The following is a 14,918-nucleotide window of genomic DNA, read 5'->3' on the forward strand; positions in this document are numbered from 1 at the left end:
CGTTGGGGCCGCACCCCGGTTTCCCCGGCCGCGGCGCGCAGGTCACTGCCGGGCGGCGAGAGCGCGGTGGCGCCGCGCTCACTCGTCACACGCGCTCGCCGGGGTCCGCCCGGTACGCGTGCTGGATTTCGCGCAGGAGGGGGTGATCCACGGCCATTTCGGTGGCGCCGATCGCGGAGAGGGGGCGCACGCCGACCGTGGTGTTGGTGGCGAAGGCCGCCTCCGCCTCCTGGGCGTCCTGGAGGGTGACGGGCGCCGTGACGTGCTGGTGCGCGGAGCGGCGGACCAGAGCCATGGTGACGCCGGGCAGTACGTCCGCCTGTGGCCAGACGATCCGTCCCGCGCGGATCAGACCCACGTTCCACGTGCCGCCTTCGGACACCGTGCCGTCCGGCCCGTGGAAGAGCGCGTCGTCGAAACCGGCTCGCTGGGCGGTCCGGCGGGCGTACAGGGCGCCGAAGAGGCCGAGGTGCTTGACGTGGGGCAGGTCGCGGGCGTACTCAACAGGGCGCACCCGCAGGGGCGGTGGCGACAGCGGTCCGGCCTCGCGGGTGGTGACCAGCACACTGGGGCAGCCGCTGTCGGCGGGACGCCCCACCTCCAGCTCCGGGTCGAAGACCGTGACGCGCGCGACCAGCGCCCCCGTCGTCCCCGCGACCGCCTGGCGGAGGTGGCCGCGCACCTCCCCTGGGTCCAGCTCGGCGTCGAAGACGGTCCGGCAGTCGCGGACCAGGCGCTCCAGGTGGAGTTCGATGCCTCGCGCGAGCTGGTTGTCGACCCGCACGGACGTGAAGTGGCCGTAGCCGACGAGGGCGAGCTTCCGCAGCGTCTCCATGTCGACAGCTCGGCCGTTCAGTTGGTTCATCCGCACAGGATGCCCGGCGCCCGGCCGGAATGTCTCAGGGGGCAGCGGCCCGTCGCAAGAGGCGATCCGCGAAGCTGTGGGAACCGTGAACGGCCGTGGTCCGCTCCCTGTAGGCTCCGCCGAATCATTAGCGTGAACTTCAGAGGTGCACATTGACGGAAGCAGAGCTTCGCCTCATTGCCCCGCTCGAAGCCATGGAGCACCTGTTCGCGCTGTGGCTGCCGCGATGGCGTCTGGCGGTCGCCGTCGGCAAAGCTCCGGCGTCCTACGAGGACGAGTGGACCGTCGCGCCCTCCCTGGCCAAGGTGTCGGCCTACGGGGCGTTCCCGTCGACGTTCGCCGACTCCGCCGGGGAGCGCCATCCGGTGGCTGTCGAGCGGTTCGACATCGACGACCCGGACGAGACATCCGACAGCCCCCTGCACGCCTCGTGGGGCCTGCCGTCCCCGGGTGCGGAGCAGGCGTTCGCGTTGCTCATCGAAGCGATGGAGTCGGGACCCGGCGGCCTGGACCGGCGAGGCCGGGCGCTCGCCGGTTACCTGGCCGGTTACCTGACGGCATTCGGTACGGACCTGCTGCGGATCTCGGTGGCCGCCGAGCCGGGCGGCCCCGCGCTGGACGACGAGCTGCACCTGCTGGTGCGCTCCGGCGAGGGGACGACGCGCCTGGCGCTGGCCTCCGCCCCGGTCGCCCCCGACGTCAACGATGTTCCCGAGTACCGGATCGCCTGCGTCACGACACTGCTGAGCGAATTCTTCCGGATCAACAACAACGACGAGGTGACCTTCGAGGTGACCTTCGGAACCCACGACATCGACCTGAACGTCGCCGACCCCGACGCCGCGTTCCGCGCGGGCTGGACCGGAGACGAAGACTGGCTGATCGGGGAGGAGGGCGACGACGAAACCGACGACGTCCTCCGGCCGCTGGACGCCGCCTCCCTGAAAGCCGCCCTGACCGAGTCCGAGCTGAACATGGTCGCGGCGGCCCGGGCCCAGACCCTGGTCTGGGAGTTCGACTCCACGACGCCGGAGATCCCCGGCGATGAGCTGGTCTCCTGGCTTGCCCGCGACCTCCTCGAAGCGATCGTCACCGAGACCACCGGGGCGCCCGGCATCCCACCCGTTCTCGCCTACGCCAAGAATTTCCCTCTCGAATCGGTCCTGGACGGCGAGGAGGACTCCGGCCTCCTCCTGGTCGGGGCACAACACACCGCCCTCATCTCCATCCGGGGTTAGCGTGCTGTGACCGCACCGGTTTGCCTTCTCCCCCGGAGCGCTCATGCGTGTGATCATCTTCGGCGCGTCCGGCCTCGTGGGACAGGGCGCGCTGCGAGCCTGTCTCCTCGACGAGAGAGTCGAGGAGATCCTGGCCGTCGTCCGCCGGCCCTTGAACAGCGGGCATGCGAAGGTCCGGGAGATCGTGCACGCGGACTTCACCGACTACACGGCGATCCAGGACCGGCTCAGCGACCTGGATGCCTGCTTGTTCTGCCTGGGCGTCTCCTCCATCGGGACCGGCGAGGAGGAGTACAGCCGCATCACCCGCGACTACACGCTCGCCGCGGCCCGCGCCCTGGCCGCCGCCAGCCCCTCGCTGACCTTCGTCTACGTATCCGGCCAGGGCACCGACAGCACCGAGAGCGGCAGGCTCATGTGGGCGCGGGTCAAGGGCCGGACCGAGAACGAGCTGCTGGCGATGCCCTTCCACGCCTACATGTTCCGCCCCGGATACATCCAGCCCGTCAACGGCGTCGTCTCCAGGACGCGGCTGTATCGCGCGCTCTACCGCGTCGCGTCCTGGCTGTACCCGACACTGCGCCGCCTCGCGCCCGACCACGTCACCACCACGGAAATCCTGGGGCGCGCGATGGTTGCCGTCACCGGTCTGAAGGGTGACGGCCCCACTATCCTCCGCGTCCCGGACATCAACCGGCTCGGCGCCGGGCCCGCGAGAGGAGCCGGCCGCGTATGACCGCCGCCCCGCACGGACCCGCCGGCGCCGTCGGCGCCGTCGGCGCTTCCAGCGCTTCCGCTCCCCACGGCACCCTTGACGCCTACGGCGCCTATACGCGCCTGGTCCTGGAGACGATGCCGCGCGAGTCCCGGATCGGTCTCACCCTGGGCTTCGTGCGAACCTTCGGCATTCCGGACATCGCCCATGTGCTGCACGGCACAGGGCGGATGACCAGCGAGCCGCGCAGCCGGGCCAAGGCGACCGGCGCGGCCATGTTCACCCTCATCGGCCAGGGGCTGGACAGCGAGGGGGGGCGGCGAACCGTCCAGCACCTGCGCAAGGTGCATGAACGGCCCGGCATCACACCTGAGTTGTTGGACTACGTCCTGGCGTGCTTCACCGTGTGCCCGCTCCGGTTCATCGACAGCCATGGGCACCGCTCCGCCACTCACGACGAGCGGGCGGCGGCGTACCCTTCCACCGGGACCTGTCGGCGGCGCTGGGCCTCCCGGCTCCCCGGGACGGCCAGTTGAAGGGGGTGGAGGGGGTGGAGCGCTGGATGCGCGCCTACGAGCGCCGCCACTTCGCTCCGACCGAGGCGGGGCGGGCGCTGTGGAAGTCCGCCGGCCGAGGGCTGCTGGCGGCCCGCCTGCCCGCCCCGCTGGCGCCGCTCGCCTCGGCGGTGGCGGCCTCCTTGCTGGACGAGCCGCTGCGTACGGCGCTGGGAGTGCGCCGCCCGCCCGCGCCGGTACGCGCCCTGGCCGCTCTCGCGCTGCGCTGACGGGGGCGTCAGCCGGGCGTCTCAGGCCTCGGTGTGCCGCCCGGCGTCGGGGTGGACCGCGTCGCGGATGAGGCGCAAGGTCTCGGTGAAGTCCGACAGTTGGCCGGGCGTGAGCAGGCCGGTGAAGCACCGCTCGATCGTCTCCAGGTGCTCGGGGAGGATGTGGTCGAGCCGGGCGGCACCTTCGTCGGTCAGGACCGCGTACGTGCTGCGCCGGTCGCCGGGGCTCGGCTCGCGACGGGCCAGGCCGTCGCGTTGCAGGCGGTCGACGACGCGGGTGATGCCGCTGGTCGACAGGGAGGTCTGGGCGGCGAGGTCGCTCAGCCGCAGCCGTCGCCCCGGTGACCGCCGGAGCCGGACCAGGGCGTCGAAGTCCAGCACCGACAGGCCCGCTCTGCCGACGGGCTCTGCCAGTTTCGCCATGAGCCCGTCGCGGGCCTCCAGGAACAGGCCCGTCGCGGTGAGCCGGGGGTCGTCGAACGCGTCCATACCGGCACCCTACCCCGTTGTTTGTCATGGGGATAGTTGACGTGAGGAATATTCACCGGTAGTACTTCCCCCAGCGACATTCCTCACGTCAACTAATTGGAGAGCGTCATGACCGACACCGCCACCGCGACGACCCGCGCGACCGTCGACGAGTTCTACCGCCTCCTGGGCAGCGGCGAACTGGAGGGCGTGCTCGACCTGTTCGCCGAGCAGGTCGACTGGAACATCTACGGCGCCGACACCGTGCCCTGGGCCGGCCGCCGTTCGACCCGCGCCGAGGTCGCCGAGTTCCTCACCACCTTGCCCGGACACCTGGAGCGCGAGGAGTTCGAGGTGACGCGACTGCTCGTGGACGGCGACGACGCGGTCGCGCTCGGCCACATGCGCCAGAAGGTCAAGCGGACGGGCAAGCCCTTCGCCTCCCCCTTCGCCTTCCACTTCACCGTCCAGGAAGGCAGGATCACCCGCTATCACACCTACGAGGACAGCCACGCCCTCGCCGAGGCGATGAGCGACTAGGTGTGTTGTCACATTCCCGTCCGCCCCCGCGACGCCAAGCACGCACCTGACGCCTCGGGGCCGGCAGCGGGGGGCGCGGCGAGTGCGGGTGAGGCTACGCGAAGCGGGTGGGGTCGCCCGCTCCCTCCCGCACGATCTCGGGCTCGCCGCCGGAGAAGTCCACGACCGTGGTCGGCTCGGTACCGCAGTCGCCCGAATCGAGTACGGCGTCCACCACGTGGTCGAGCCGCTCCTTGATCTCCCAGCCCTGGGTCAGCGGCTCCTCCTCGTCCGGGAGGAGGAGGGTGCTGGAGAGCAGCGGCTCGCCGAGTTCGGCCAGCAGCGCCTGGGTGACGACGTGGTCGGGGATACGGACCCCGACCGTCTTCTTCTTCGGGTGCAGCAACTGGCGGGGCACCTCCTTCGTCGCGGGGAGGATGAAGGTGTAGCGGCCCGGCGTCGCCGCCTTGACCGCGCGGAACACATCGTTGTCGACGTGTACGAACTGGCCCAGCTGAGCGAAGTTCTGGCACACGAGGGTGAAGTGGTGACGATCGTCGAGGTTCCGGATGGACCGGATCCGGGCGATGCCGTCCCGGCTGCCCAGCCGGCACCCGAGCGCGAAACAGGAGTCCGTGGGATACGCGATGAGCGCGCCGTCCCGAATGCTGTCGGCCACGGCGTTGATGGTGCGCCGCTGCGGGTTCTCGGGGTGCACGTCGAAGTACTTCGCCATCCGTCGACCCTATGCCACCAGGGCGGGCGCGTCAGATCCCGAAGAGGTCCCGGCACGGGTCAGGGGCGTGGACGCCGCCCGCCGCATACACGGACAGCCCGGGATTCAGCCGACGTGGACGGGGGCGGCGGGCCGGGTCCGGTTCGGCGGCGCGCTCGCCCCACGCGCCCGCGAGGTACGGGAGGTGTTCTCGCGGTGGAAGCCGGAGCGACCCGCACCGCGCGGGAGCGGGCGTAGCGCTCCCGCCCCCGCGCGGCGAGTGGTCAGCTCTTGCCGAGCAGCTTGTTCATCCGGGTGATCTCGCTGTTCTGGGCGCTGATCACGTCGTCGGCGAGTTTCCTGGCGGGGCCGTACGCACCCTGCTTCTTCTCGGCCTTGGCCATGCCGACCGCGCCCTTGTGGTGATCGACCATCATCGTCAGGAACCGGGTATCGAAGTCTTTGCCCGAGGACTTCTTCATCTCGTCCAGCTGCTTTTGATCCATCATCCCGGGCATCTCCGGGCCGCCGGTGCCGCTGTCGCCGTGGTCCATGCCGCCGTGGTCCATCCCGCCGCGCTTCATGTCCTCGGGCTTCATGTCCTCGTGCTTCATACGGGGCATGGCCGCGGGGACCTTCACGCCCCAGGACTTGAGCCAGCCGGACATGGTCGTGATCTCCGGGCCCTGGGCCTTCGCGATCTTCTTGGCGAGGCTCTTTACCTCGCTCGAAGAGGCGCGGCTCGCGGCCAGGTCCGACATCTCCACCGCCTGACGGTGGTGCGGGATCATCCCCTTCACGAAGGCGGTGTCCGCCTTGTTGTGATTCCCCGCCTCGCGGTGGTCGCCCGCCTTGTTCTGGTGGTCGCCCGTCTTCGGCGGGGCATCGTCACCGCAGGCCGCCAGGACGAGTGCCGTGGCCGCGAGCGCTGCGGTGAGGGAGGTGTTCCGGATCAGGGAACGGGTCTTGGTCATGCGTGTCACTCCTGCGTGGTACGGATCAGAGCATGCCGAACCGCAGCGCCGGCACCCTCCCCAGGGGAGGCGCGGGCGCCACGGGGGCGCGGCTATATCCGCAGGAGCTGGAGTTCCGCCAGGGACGGCGGGGCGCGCCCGCCTTCCGGTTCGTACCCCACCGGGGCGTGGGGCCGGTACGCCAGGTCGGCCGGGGGCAGGGCGGAGACGGCCGGGGCGGGCAGCGCGGGGCTCCCGGAGACGCCGCCGGCCGCGCACAGATCGTCCGCGTGGGCACTGTGGTGTGCGGGGCCGTCCCCGTGGCCGTGGCAGGCCCGTTCCTGCCCGGGGTCGTTGTTGACCGGCATGGGCGCACCGGCCGCGTGCGTGGCCTTGGGGTGTTCCCCGCCGTCGGACTGGACGGTGGCGGAACCCAGCCCGTGCATGCCCAGCAGGCCGACGAGCAGCAAGGCGACGAGTACGGCCCGGACCGGCAACCGCCGCCGCCTGCCCGCCTCGTACGCGTCACGCTTCACATCGGCATCGTACGCACCGGCGCAGGAGCGGGACGCAGGCGGTCCGCGTCTCTCTCCCCTCCCCCCGACCGCGCGTCTCCCCCCCCCTCCCCCAAAAACCGCGTGGCAGCGAGCGAACAGAGGGCGCGGCCACCGTGTGGCCGCGCCCTCCGAGGGGTCTTTCCGGATGGATCAGTCGCGCTGCGCGCCCGTCGGGAGCTTGCGGAGCTCCATCTTCTTCACCGCGTCCGTCTCGAACCCGTAGTCGAGCAGCTTCGCCGCGTCGTCGTACCGGTCCTTACTGTTCATGACGGTGCCGACGAGGTTCTTGTCGCCACGGGCCGCCGCGAAGACCAGGCAGGGGCCCGCCGGGGTGGTCGTCCCGGTCTTGATGCCGAGGACGCCCTTGTACGAGCCGAGCAGCTTGTTCGTGTTGGCCCAGGTGTACGTGGTGGTACCGCCGTTGGCTGCCGGGGCGTCGCCCTTGTACTTCTTGGCGCTGACGACCGTACGGAAGGCGGGGTACTTCATGTCGTGCCGGGCCAGCTTGGCCAGTTCGGCCGGAGTGCTGGACGTCGTCTTGCTCGTGCCGTCGAAGCTGTCGAACTTCGAGTTCTTCAGCCCGAGCTCGTCGGCCTTCGTGTTCATCATCGAGATGAACGACTTGGCCCGCTCGGCGGATGTCTCTCCGGTGCCGAAGGTGTCGGCGAGAGCGAAGGCGGCATCGGATCCGGACGGGAGCAGGGCCCCGTAGAGCAACTGGCGAACGGTGACCTTGTCGCCGGTCTGGAGGTCCGCCGTGCTGGCCTCATGCTCGGTGACGTAGTCGCGGTACTCCTGCTTGACGGTCACCCGGCGCTCCAGGTTCACGTCCTTGGTGCCGAGCACCACGGAGGCGGTCATGAGCTTCGCCGTACTGGCCATGGGCCGGGCCTTGTTCGCGGTCTTGCCGATGAGCACCTTGCCGCTCTTGGCGTCCTGCAAGAAGGCGCCCTTGGCGGCGATGGCCGGCTTGGGGCGGGGCTCCGGCGTGTCCGACGTGGTGGCGTTGGCCACGAGGGGGGTGACGACCAGCAGCGCGCCGCCGGTGCAGGCGGCTATGACGGTCTTGCGCTTGGTCAGAATTCTGGAACTCAAGGAGAATCGCTCCATATTCGCATTGCTTGGTATGAACTGTGGTGCTGTGAGAGCCCGAACAGCGCCGGAGCGGCGCCGGAACGCCGCACGGCAGGCTCTCGGCAGGTGTCCCGCCCGATGGCGTGCGGAGGCCGGGGCAGGGCACCGGGGTCTCAGTCGTCCCGCGCGTGCTCTTGTCCCGTCCTCCGTAGCCGGACTGGACCGGACACAGCGTTCGATGACCGGGGTGGCCGAAAAGTTCACGGCGGTCCGAAAAAAATTGGAAGCCGCCGGCCGTCCACCGAGGGCGAGTGACACACGGGCACCCTTTCGATCGGCGACCCCGGCCTCATCGGTCAGCCGTGTCGCCGCTCACGAACGGCATCGTCGCTGTTCACACGCGCCACTGTGACCGTCGGAAAACCGACGCAGCCACGCCCGCAGCATAGTCACAACGAGTCAGAGCCCTCTGTCCCGGTCCCGGCGGCGCACCGTCGCGTAGCGTGCCCGCATGATCGTGGTACCGGACGCTTTCACGCGGGGCACCGTGGAGCGCGAAGGAGAACGGGGGGCGGCGTGGCTCGCCGAACTGCCCGGGATCGTGGACAAGTCGCTGGAGCGGTGGGCGTGCGTGCCGGACGGCGAGGTCCTGCACGGGGGTGTCGGCATCATCGTGCCGGTGCGGCGGCGGGCCGAGGGGGGCGCCGCCGGGGAAGCGGCTGTGCTGAAGGTGTCGTTCCCGCACCCCGGCAACGTCCATGAGCCGGACGCGTTCGCGGCCTGGGGCGGGCACGGAGCCGTCCTGCTGCGCGAGCGCGACGACGAGCGGTTCGCCATGCTGCTGGAGCGGGTCCGATCCTCGACCCTGGCGGAGGTCGAGGACGGCGACGAGGTGGCCACGGTCGCGGGGCGGCTCAGCCACCGGCTGGCCATCCCCGCGCCGCCCGGCCTGCCCCGGCTGCGGGAGCGGGCCGACGCCTGGGAGGAGCAGCTGCGCGTGGACGCCGGGGAGCTGACGCACACGCTGTCGCGTGACGCGCTGGACGCCGCGGCGGCGACCGTCCGCGAGCTGGGCCGCGTCCAGCCGGACACCCTCGTCCACGGCGACCTCCACGCCCGCAACATCCTGCGCGCCGAGCGTGAACCATGGCTGGCCGTCGATCCCAAGGGGTACGTGGGAGACCCCGCCTACGACGGCGGCACACTGCTCACGTCGCGCACGCTGACGCTCCTCGAAGCGGACGATCCGCGCACGGCCGTACACCGCGCACTGGACGTCTTCGCCGAGGCGGCGGAACTCGACCGGGAACGCGTCCGGCGCTGGGCCCAGCTCCACATCGTCCAGGCCACGTTCTGGGGGCGCCGCCACGGCTTCCGGGTCGCCCGCGACGGAGCCCGGCTGACCCGGCTCGCCCAATTCGCCGACCAGCTGGCGGAATTGCTCACGGACCGCGCCCAGTGGGCGGGCGCGCGCCCTGCGCGCACCGTCTGACCCCTGAGTGCCCGCAGCAGAAGGTCCCGCCGCCCCCGGGTGAGGGGGCGACGGGACCAGGACCTGCGTCGAGTGTTACTTCGTCGCGGGGTCGGACAGCTCCTTGCCGAACTCGACGTCACCCGCCGGGGTGCCGAGCTCGCTCGGGCCGAAGAGGGCCGCGCCCTCGCCGGTCAGACCGTCCGTGCCCGCGTACAGGACGGCGACCGCGCCGTCGTCCTTGCGGTTCGGGGCGCCGACGGCCAGGTCGGACTTGCCGTCGCCGTTGTAGTCGGCAGGCGAGACGGCGTCACCGAAGAAGTCGGCGCCCTCCATGGAACCGGGGACGCCCTCGGTGTCGAGGTTGAAGGTCTGCGCACCCTCGTCGGTCAGCCAGTTCTTGGTGCCCTTGAGCACGGTGACGGCACCGGCCTGGTTGTAGCCGCCGGGGGCCTCCGCGTCGGTGTCGCTGACGACCAGGTCGTCGTGGCCGTCACCGTTGAAGTCGGCGAGCCGGGCGCCGATACCCGCGATCTTCTTGCCCTTCCAGTCCACCGGCTTGTCGGTGTCGAGCCCGTCGGCGGTGCCGGGGTAGGTGCGCAGGCGCTGCTGGTCCGGACCGTCCGTGAAGCCGGTGTCGGTGACGACGTCGTCCTTGCCGTCGCCGTTGATGTCACCCACCACGGCCCGGTACGAGGAGAACGGCAGCAGGAGCTCCTTGCCCAGCGGCGTGTTCTTCAGTCCCCCGGACGAGCCGGGCAGCACGCTGAGCGTGCCCTCGTCGGCGCCGTCGTCCTGCCAGCCGACAGCGACCAGGTCGCCGAAGCCGTCACCGTTGATGTCCCCGGAGGAGAGGGTGTCGAGGCCCCCTTCGGTGCCGGGCGGGGTGACACTGGTCATCTTCGGGGTGGCGGTCTCCCGCAGGTTCGCGGCGCCGTTGACGAGCTGGACCTTGCCGTCGTCCGAGATGGCGATGTCGTCGCGGCCGTCCTTGTTGTAGTCGCCCACCGCCAGCTGGCTGCCGAACAGCGCGTAGGCGGTGACCTTCGGCGCGTGGAAGGCGATGGAGTCGCTGGACAGACCGTCCTTGGAGCCGAAGACGACCGTGACGGAACCCGCCCGCTTGGCGTCGCCCACGGCCTCGTAGTTCGCGGCGACGATCAGGTCGGTGTAGCCGTCCCCGTCCACGTCACCGCGCACCACGGACGAGCCGAAGTGGTCCGCGGCCTCGGGAGTGCCGGGAACTCCCTTGCTCGCCTGCGACAGCGTGCTGTGCCGACCGGTGTCGACGCCGTCCTTGGCACCGTAGGTCACGCCCACGTAGCCCGACTTGGACTTCCCGGAGACGGTGCCGTCGGGCGCGCCCACGCCGAGGTCGGCGTAGCCGTCCCCGTCGAAGTCACCCGCGGCCTTTCCTGCCTTGGCGGCCTTGGCGCCGGGCTGGTCCGACCCGTCGCCGTCCGCCACTACGGCGTTGGCTCCGGCAGCCACCGCCGCGGCCACGGCGGCGCCCACTGCCACTGCCACCGCGCCTCTGGTTCTATTACGCACAAATCCTCCATCACGTAACACATTGGTCACCCTCAGAGCCCGACCGCACCAGTGGCCCCCGGCGGTCGGCATGACAAGGGTTGTCGAGACAGACAGATTCGAACGCTGAGTGGTTCCGGAACTGACAGAAAAATACAGGTAGCAACACTCCCGCTCAGCGCCGCGCAACGTTCTTGCTGGTCACGGCCCTTGATGCCACGTCACCCGCCGGGCTCCGCACCCGCCGGGATCCTGTCAGCCCACCCTGCGGTAGATGAGGTCGAAGTCGTGCTCCCAGGCGCCTCCGTCGGAGCCCGTCTCCCAGGCACCGGTGATGGTGTTCGTGTCCTCGCTGAACGTGCCGGTGAAGCGCTGCCGGAAGGACAGGGGCGTGAAGTCGGGCGCCTCCCGCGTGAGCGTCCACACCCCGTGGGCGAGGCTCATCGCGTACAGACGCACCACGCCGCGCGAGTCGTAGTAGTGCTGTGTGTACGCGCCGGTCTCCAGGTCCGCGCTGACGATCATCAGGCCGTCGGGCGCCTCGGGGACCGGAATCTCGTCGCGCTGGAGCAGGAACTGCCGGTCCAGGGCCCATTCGAAGCGGCTGCGCGCCACGGGGACCTCCCCGGTGGGGTCGACTCCTGCCGGGTGACCGGCGGGGAAGCGGGCCTCGACCGCCCACTCGCCGACAAAGACGTCCAAGCGCGCCAACGCCTCTTCCCTGTTCTCCGCCACGACGACCACTCCGCTCTCACGTAACGCTTTCGTTCCTCCGACAGGTTTCCTCTCACCTATACAGACCGCGACGGGCGGACGGACTCATCGCCACCCGGGTGACCGACATCGGACGGCCCGGGTGCAGGTCCCCGGGAGGCTGTCTCGCTCGCCGGCCGGCTGTCTCTATCGCTGGTTAGAGGTGGCGATCGCCCTCCAGCCCGATGCCCGCTGTGCGCGTGCCGCCATAGCCTGGGCGCATCATGGAACGAAACGACGACCGGTTCCTCCCGGTCCTGCTGCTCGGCGTCCAGGCCGCGGTGTGGCCCGGGTCCGCGCTGTTGGGTGGTGCCACCCCGACGGCCGCGGAACTCCTCGCGGCCACGCTGGTGGGCGGCCTGGTGACCGCCGCGCTCGCGGCCCGCCGCACCCGCCCGGTGCCCGTCCTCGTGCTGGTCACCGCGGTCTGCGCGATCGGCGCGGGGCCGCTGCCCGTGGGCGCTGTTGCCGTCCTCGGCACCGCCGGGGTCGCCCTGGCGCTGTTCACCGTGGCTGTCGAACGGGACACCACCACCGCGCTGCTGTGCGTGGCGACCCTCGCCACCTGGCAGCTCCTGTACAGCCCCAGCCTGCACGGGCTCGGTGACAGCCAGGGTCTCGACCTCGTCCTGACCGCCCTGCTCCACGCGGCTGCCACGGGTACGGGACTGCGGGTGCGGCGGCTGCGAGCCGCACGGGAGGCCGCCGAGCGGCGGCTCAACCGGGCAGAGGCCGAGCGCCACCGGCTTCCGGCAGCGGAACGGCGCCGGATGGAGAGGGAGCTGCACGACGTCAGCGCGCACCATCTGACGGCCGTGGTCGTGACGGTCGAGGCCGCGCTCGGACTGCGCGAGCGCCGACCCGAACTGGCCGCACAGGCACTGGAGTTCGCCGCCGACACCGGCCGCGAGGTGACCCGGGCGCTGAGCGCGGTAAGGGCCCCGGCGCCCTCCTCGGAGGACCTCCCGGCGCCGGAGGAGCGGCTGCGGGAGCTCGTGGCCGGCTTCCGCGCCCTGGGGCAGCAGGTGACCTGCGAAATCGAGGCCCTGCCGGAGGGCTCCGTCGGCGACGCCGCGTACGGCATCGTCCGCGAGGCGCTGACCAACATCGTCCGCCACGCCTCCGGCGCCCCCGCCACCGTGCGCTGCGCGTACGGCGAGGCCAGGACGGAGATCGTGGTGCGCAACGCGCCGCCGGACGCGTCCGCCGCCGGTGCGCCCCGCGGTGAGGGGCTCGGTGGCGGGCGCGGCCAGAACCTGCTGCGCGGCCGGGCACGGGAGGCGGGCGGCACGCTCACCAGCGGGCCGACGCCGGACGGCGGCTGGGAGGTACGCGCGGCGCTGCCGGGGCGGACCACCGCGTCGTCGTCGGTGTCCGTTCCCCGGACGTACCGCCTCGCCCAGTTCGTCACTGCCGCCGGCCTGTGCCTCCAGCCGCTCCTGCCGTTCCTCGTCGTCGGGGGCGGCGAGACGCACGCCGGGTCCGGGATCTCCGCCGGTGCGCTCTTCGCGCTGCTCGCCACGGCGCAGGCGCTCGCGCTGCTGTGGCTGCGGCGGGCTCCGCGCAGCACGCTGGGCGTGCTGCTCGCCCTCGCCGGGCTGTGGCCGGCGGCGATGGCCGTGAGCGGGTACGCGGGGCCTGTGGTCCTGCCGCCGGGCCTGAGCATGCTCGCCACCTGCGTGGCGCTCGCCACGGTGGCGGCCCGCGCCCCGGACATGGCCGTACCGCGCCCCGCCCTGCCCGTTGTGGCCGCCGTCGTTCACGCGGCGGCGGTGACCGTCGCCGTCCTCGCCCGGGGCGCCGCCCTCCCCGCCCCGGCGGTCACCGGGATCGCGACCGCAGCGGCGGCGCTGGCGGCCGGCGCCGCCTGGTCGTCCGGTGCCGGGTACGGGCGGCGCCGACGCGTCGCCCGGGACGCGCACGAGCACCGTGTCGCGACGTGGACGGAGGAGGCCGTCCGGGACGCGTGGGCCGAACGCCGTCGCATCACCGCCGGGCTGGAGACCACCGTCCTGGCGCGCACCGCCGAGGTCGTCGAGGAGGCGGAGGCGGGACGGCTCGCGGGGACCGGGGAGCGGGCCCGCGAGGCCCTGGCCGCCATGCGGGCCCTGCTCGAAACCGTCCGGGACGGCGAACAGCACGCCGAACTCCGGCCGCAGCCCACCCTCCAAGCCCTCGACCTGCTCGTCCACCAGTGCCGGGCCACCGGCCGTCAGGTGGAGGTGCGGCTCACCGAGCGGGTGCCGGAACGGCTTCCCCCGGAGACGGACCTCGCCGCCTACCGTGCCGCCGAGACGGTGCTGGAGGCCGGCGGAGAGGAACCCGCCGTGCTCGTGCTCGACGCCGCGGACCGCGCCTTGACCCTCACCGCGACCGGTGTCTCCCGCGCCATCCGCCCCACGGCACGGGAGCGGCTGGCGGCGCGGGCCGCCGCGCTCGGTGGCACGCTGGCCACCGAACAGCCGGGCACGGTCCTGTTGCGCCTGCCCCTGACCACCCATCCGGGCGACGGGGTCCCGGCCACGGACCACGGAGACCAGGAGGAGACCCGATGACGCTCTCGGTGCTGGTCGTCGACGACCAGATCGTCGTGCGGGCGGGCTTCGCCGCCGTCATCGACGCCGAGCCGGACATGACGGTCGTCGGCGAGGCGGGCGACGGTGCCGCGGCGGTGAGCCTCGCCGAACAGCTCGCGCCCGACGTGATCGTCATGGACATCCGGATGCCCGGACTCGACGGCATCGCCGCCACCCGGATTCTCACGGGCCGCGAGAACCCGCCCCGCGTCCTGGTGCTGACCACCTTCGACCTCGACGCCCATATCTTCGACGCGCTGCGCGCCGGCGCGTCCGGATTCCTGCTCAAGGACGTGCAGGCGGCCGAACTGTTGCAGGGCATCCGGGTCGTGGCCGCCGGTGAGAGCGTCCTGGCCCCGTCCGCGACCCGGCGGCTCATCGGCCACTACGCCGCAGCACCGCCCGCCGGGCCGACGCCCGGCCAGGACACGGGAGTCCTGGACCGGCTGACCGGGCGGGAGCGCTTCGTCCTCACCCTGGTCGCCTCGGGCCTGAACAACGCCGAGATCGCCGCTGAGCTCGACATCACCGTCGGCACCGTCAAGTCCCATGTGAACGGGCTGCTGCGCAAGCTGGAGCTGCGCGACCGGGTCCAGGCGACGATCCTCGCGTACGACCTGGGCCTCGCCCACGCGAACCCGCCGGGGGCGCACACCTGACGCCCGGCCGTCCCGTACGGAACCCTTTTGAAACCCGCGTC

At 71.7% G+C, this 14,918-nt stretch carries 16 protein-coding genes; 8 read left to right on the top strand and 8 right to left on the bottom strand.

The features are described from left to right. Positions 1 to 85: 85 nt before the first annotated feature. Positions 86 to 865, bottom strand: a complete 780-nt coding sequence (locus OHB04_RS07575) for an aminotransferase class IV family protein (protein ID WP_326807098.1) — start codon at positions 863 to 865, stop codon at positions 86 to 88. A gap of 152 nt (positions 866 to 1,017) precedes the next feature. Between OHB04_RS07575 and OHB04_RS07580 the strand changes: the two genes are divergently transcribed. From OHB04_RS07580 to OHB04_RS07595, 4 genes are read left to right on the top strand one after another with little or no spacing between them, the layout of a single operon-like run. Then, complete coding sequence (locus OHB04_RS07580) at positions 1,018 to 2,103, top strand: hypothetical protein (RefSeq protein ID WP_326807099.1); 1,086 nt, start codon at positions 1,018 to 1,020, stop codon at positions 2,101 to 2,103. A gap of 43 nt (positions 2,104 to 2,146) precedes the next feature. Beyond that, positions 2,147 to 2,839 carry an NAD-dependent epimerase/dehydratase family protein gene (locus OHB04_RS07585; protein WP_326807100.1) on the top strand — a complete coding sequence of 231 codons (693 nt, stop codon included), beginning with the start codon at positions 2,147 to 2,149 and terminating at the stop codon, positions 2,837 to 2,839. Continuing rightward, complete coding sequence (locus OHB04_RS07590; RefSeq protein WP_326807101.1) at positions 2,836 to 3,354, top strand: hypothetical protein; 519 nt, start codon at positions 2,836 to 2,838, stop codon at positions 3,352 to 3,354. Before OHB04_RS07585 ends, OHB04_RS07590 begins: the two co-directional genes overlap by 4 nt. 5 nt (positions 3,355 to 3,359) lie before the next feature. Next, the gene (locus tag OHB04_RS07595) at positions 3,360 to 3,602 is read left to right on the top strand and encodes an oxygenase MpaB family protein (RefSeq protein ID WP_326809412.1); all 243 of its coding nucleotides are present in this window, start codon (positions 3,360 to 3,362) and stop codon (positions 3,600 to 3,602) included. 21 nt (positions 3,603 to 3,623) lie between these two features. Here the strand turns inward: OHB04_RS07595 and OHB04_RS07600 are convergent, their stop codons facing one another. Then, entirely contained in the window at positions 3,624 to 4,091 is a 468-nt protein-coding gene (locus OHB04_RS07600; protein ID WP_326686932.1) for a MarR family winged helix-turn-helix transcriptional regulator, read from the bottom strand. Positions 4,092 to 4,199: 108 nt separating this feature from the next. On the opposite strand from OHB04_RS07600, the gene OHB04_RS07605 reads away from it, so the two are divergent. After that, entirely contained in the window at positions 4,200 to 4,610 is a 411-nt protein-coding gene (locus tag OHB04_RS07605) for a nuclear transport factor 2 family protein (RefSeq protein WP_326807102.1), read from the top strand. A 94-nt stretch (positions 4,611 to 4,704) separates the two neighbouring features. On the opposite strand, the gene OHB04_RS07610 is transcribed toward OHB04_RS07605, so the two are convergent. The 4 genes from OHB04_RS07610 to OHB04_RS07625 form a co-directional block, all read right to left on the bottom strand. Then, positions 4,705 to 5,325: an L-threonylcarbamoyladenylate synthase gene (locus OHB04_RS07610; RefSeq protein ID WP_326686934.1), complete on the bottom strand. Its 621-nt coding sequence runs from the start codon at positions 5,323 to 5,325 to the stop codon at positions 4,705 to 4,707. A gap of 263 nt (positions 5,326 to 5,588) precedes the next feature. Beyond that, a complete protein-coding gene (locus tag OHB04_RS07615) occupies positions 5,589 to 6,278 on the bottom strand; it encodes a DUF305 domain-containing protein (protein WP_326807103.1) in 690 nt (229 codons plus the stop codon). A 92-nt stretch (positions 6,279 to 6,370) separates the two neighbouring features. Beyond that, complete coding sequence (locus tag OHB04_RS07620) at positions 6,371 to 6,793, bottom strand: DUF6153 family protein (protein WP_326686936.1); 423 nt, start codon at positions 6,791 to 6,793, stop codon at positions 6,371 to 6,373. Positions 6,794 to 6,964: 171 nt separating this feature from the next. Continuing rightward, positions 6,965 to 7,909, bottom strand: a complete 945-nt coding sequence (locus OHB04_RS07625; RefSeq protein ID WP_326686937.1) for a D-alanyl-D-alanine carboxypeptidase family protein — start codon at positions 7,907 to 7,909, stop codon at positions 6,965 to 6,967. Positions 7,910 to 8,399: 490 nt separating this feature from the next. On the opposite strand from OHB04_RS07625, the gene OHB04_RS07630 reads away from it, so the two are divergent. Further along, positions 8,400 to 9,380, top strand: a complete 981-nt coding sequence (locus OHB04_RS07630) for an aminoglycoside phosphotransferase family protein (RefSeq protein WP_326807104.1) — start codon at positions 8,400 to 8,402, stop codon at positions 9,378 to 9,380. A 75-nt stretch (positions 9,381 to 9,455) separates the two neighbouring features. Here the strand turns inward: OHB04_RS07630 and OHB04_RS07635 are convergent, their stop codons facing one another. Continuing rightward, complete coding sequence (locus OHB04_RS07635) at positions 9,456 to 10,910, bottom strand: FG-GAP-like repeat-containing protein (RefSeq protein ID WP_326807105.1); 1,455 nt, start codon at positions 10,908 to 10,910, stop codon at positions 9,456 to 9,458. 234 nt (positions 10,911 to 11,144) lie between these two features. Then, positions 11,145 to 11,624, bottom strand: a complete 480-nt coding sequence (locus OHB04_RS07640) for a hypothetical protein (protein ID WP_326686940.1) — start codon at positions 11,622 to 11,624, stop codon at positions 11,145 to 11,147. A gap of 242 nt (positions 11,625 to 11,866) precedes the next feature. On the opposite strand from OHB04_RS07640, the gene OHB04_RS07645 reads away from it, so the two are divergent. Both OHB04_RS07645 and OHB04_RS07650 read left to right on the top strand, forming a co-directional pair. Then, on the top strand, positions 11,867 to 14,197 hold the full coding sequence (locus tag OHB04_RS07645) for a sensor histidine kinase (protein WP_326807106.1): 2,331 nt from the start codon (positions 11,867 to 11,869) through the stop codon (positions 14,195 to 14,197). Continuing rightward, positions 14,194 to 14,877 (top strand): response regulator transcription factor, encoded by a 684-nt coding sequence (locus tag OHB04_RS07650; protein WP_326807107.1) that lies wholly within the window; start codon positions 14,194 to 14,196, stop codon positions 14,875 to 14,877. The genes OHB04_RS07645 and OHB04_RS07650 overlap by 4 nt, the downstream gene beginning before the upstream one ends. The last annotated feature ends 41 nt before the right edge of the window (positions 14,878 to 14,918 follow it).

Origin of the sequence: Streptomyces sp. NBC_01775, from assembly GCF_035917675.1 — a bacterium.
GTDB lineage: Bacteria > Actinomycetota > Actinomycetes > Streptomycetales > Streptomycetaceae > Streptomyces.

What these genes read in the sequence shown, in the direction of transcription:
- OHB04_RS07575 (WP_326807098.1), bottom strand. Translation starts at nt 865, where the DNA reads ATGAACCAACTGAACGGCCGAGCTGTCGACATGGAGACGCTGCGGAAG.
- OHB04_RS07585 (WP_326807100.1), top strand. Translation starts at nt 2,147, where the DNA reads ATGCGTGTGATCATCTTCGGCGCGTCCGGCCTCGTGGGACAGGGCGCG.
- OHB04_RS07590 (WP_326807101.1), top strand. Translation starts at nt 2,836, where the DNA reads ATGACCGCCGCCCCGCACGGACCCGCCGGCGCCGTCGGCGCCGTCGGC.
- OHB04_RS07600 (WP_326686932.1), bottom strand. Translation starts at nt 4,091, where the DNA reads ATGGACGCGTTCGACGACCCCCGGCTCACCGCGACGGGCCTGTTCCTG.
- OHB04_RS07605 (WP_326807102.1), top strand. Translation starts at nt 4,200, where the DNA reads ATGACCGACACCGCCACCGCGACGACCCGCGCGACCGTCGACGAGTTC.
- OHB04_RS07610 (WP_326686934.1), bottom strand. Translation starts at nt 5,325, where the DNA reads ATGGCGAAGTACTTCGACGTGCACCCCGAGAACCCGCAGCGGCGCACC.
- OHB04_RS07615 (WP_326807103.1), bottom strand. Translation starts at nt 6,278, where the DNA reads ATGACCAAGACCCGTTCCCTGATCCGGAACACCTCCCTCACCGCAGCG.
- OHB04_RS07630 (WP_326807104.1), top strand. Translation starts at nt 8,400, where the DNA reads ATGATCGTGGTACCGGACGCTTTCACGCGGGGCACCGTGGAGCGCGAA.
- OHB04_RS07645 (WP_326807106.1), top strand. Translation starts at nt 11,867, where the DNA reads ATGGAACGAAACGACGACCGGTTCCTCCCGGTCCTGCTGCTCGGCGTC.
- OHB04_RS07650 (WP_326807107.1), top strand. Translation starts at nt 14,194, where the DNA reads ATGACGCTCTCGGTGCTGGTCGTCGACGACCAGATCGTCGTGCGGGCG.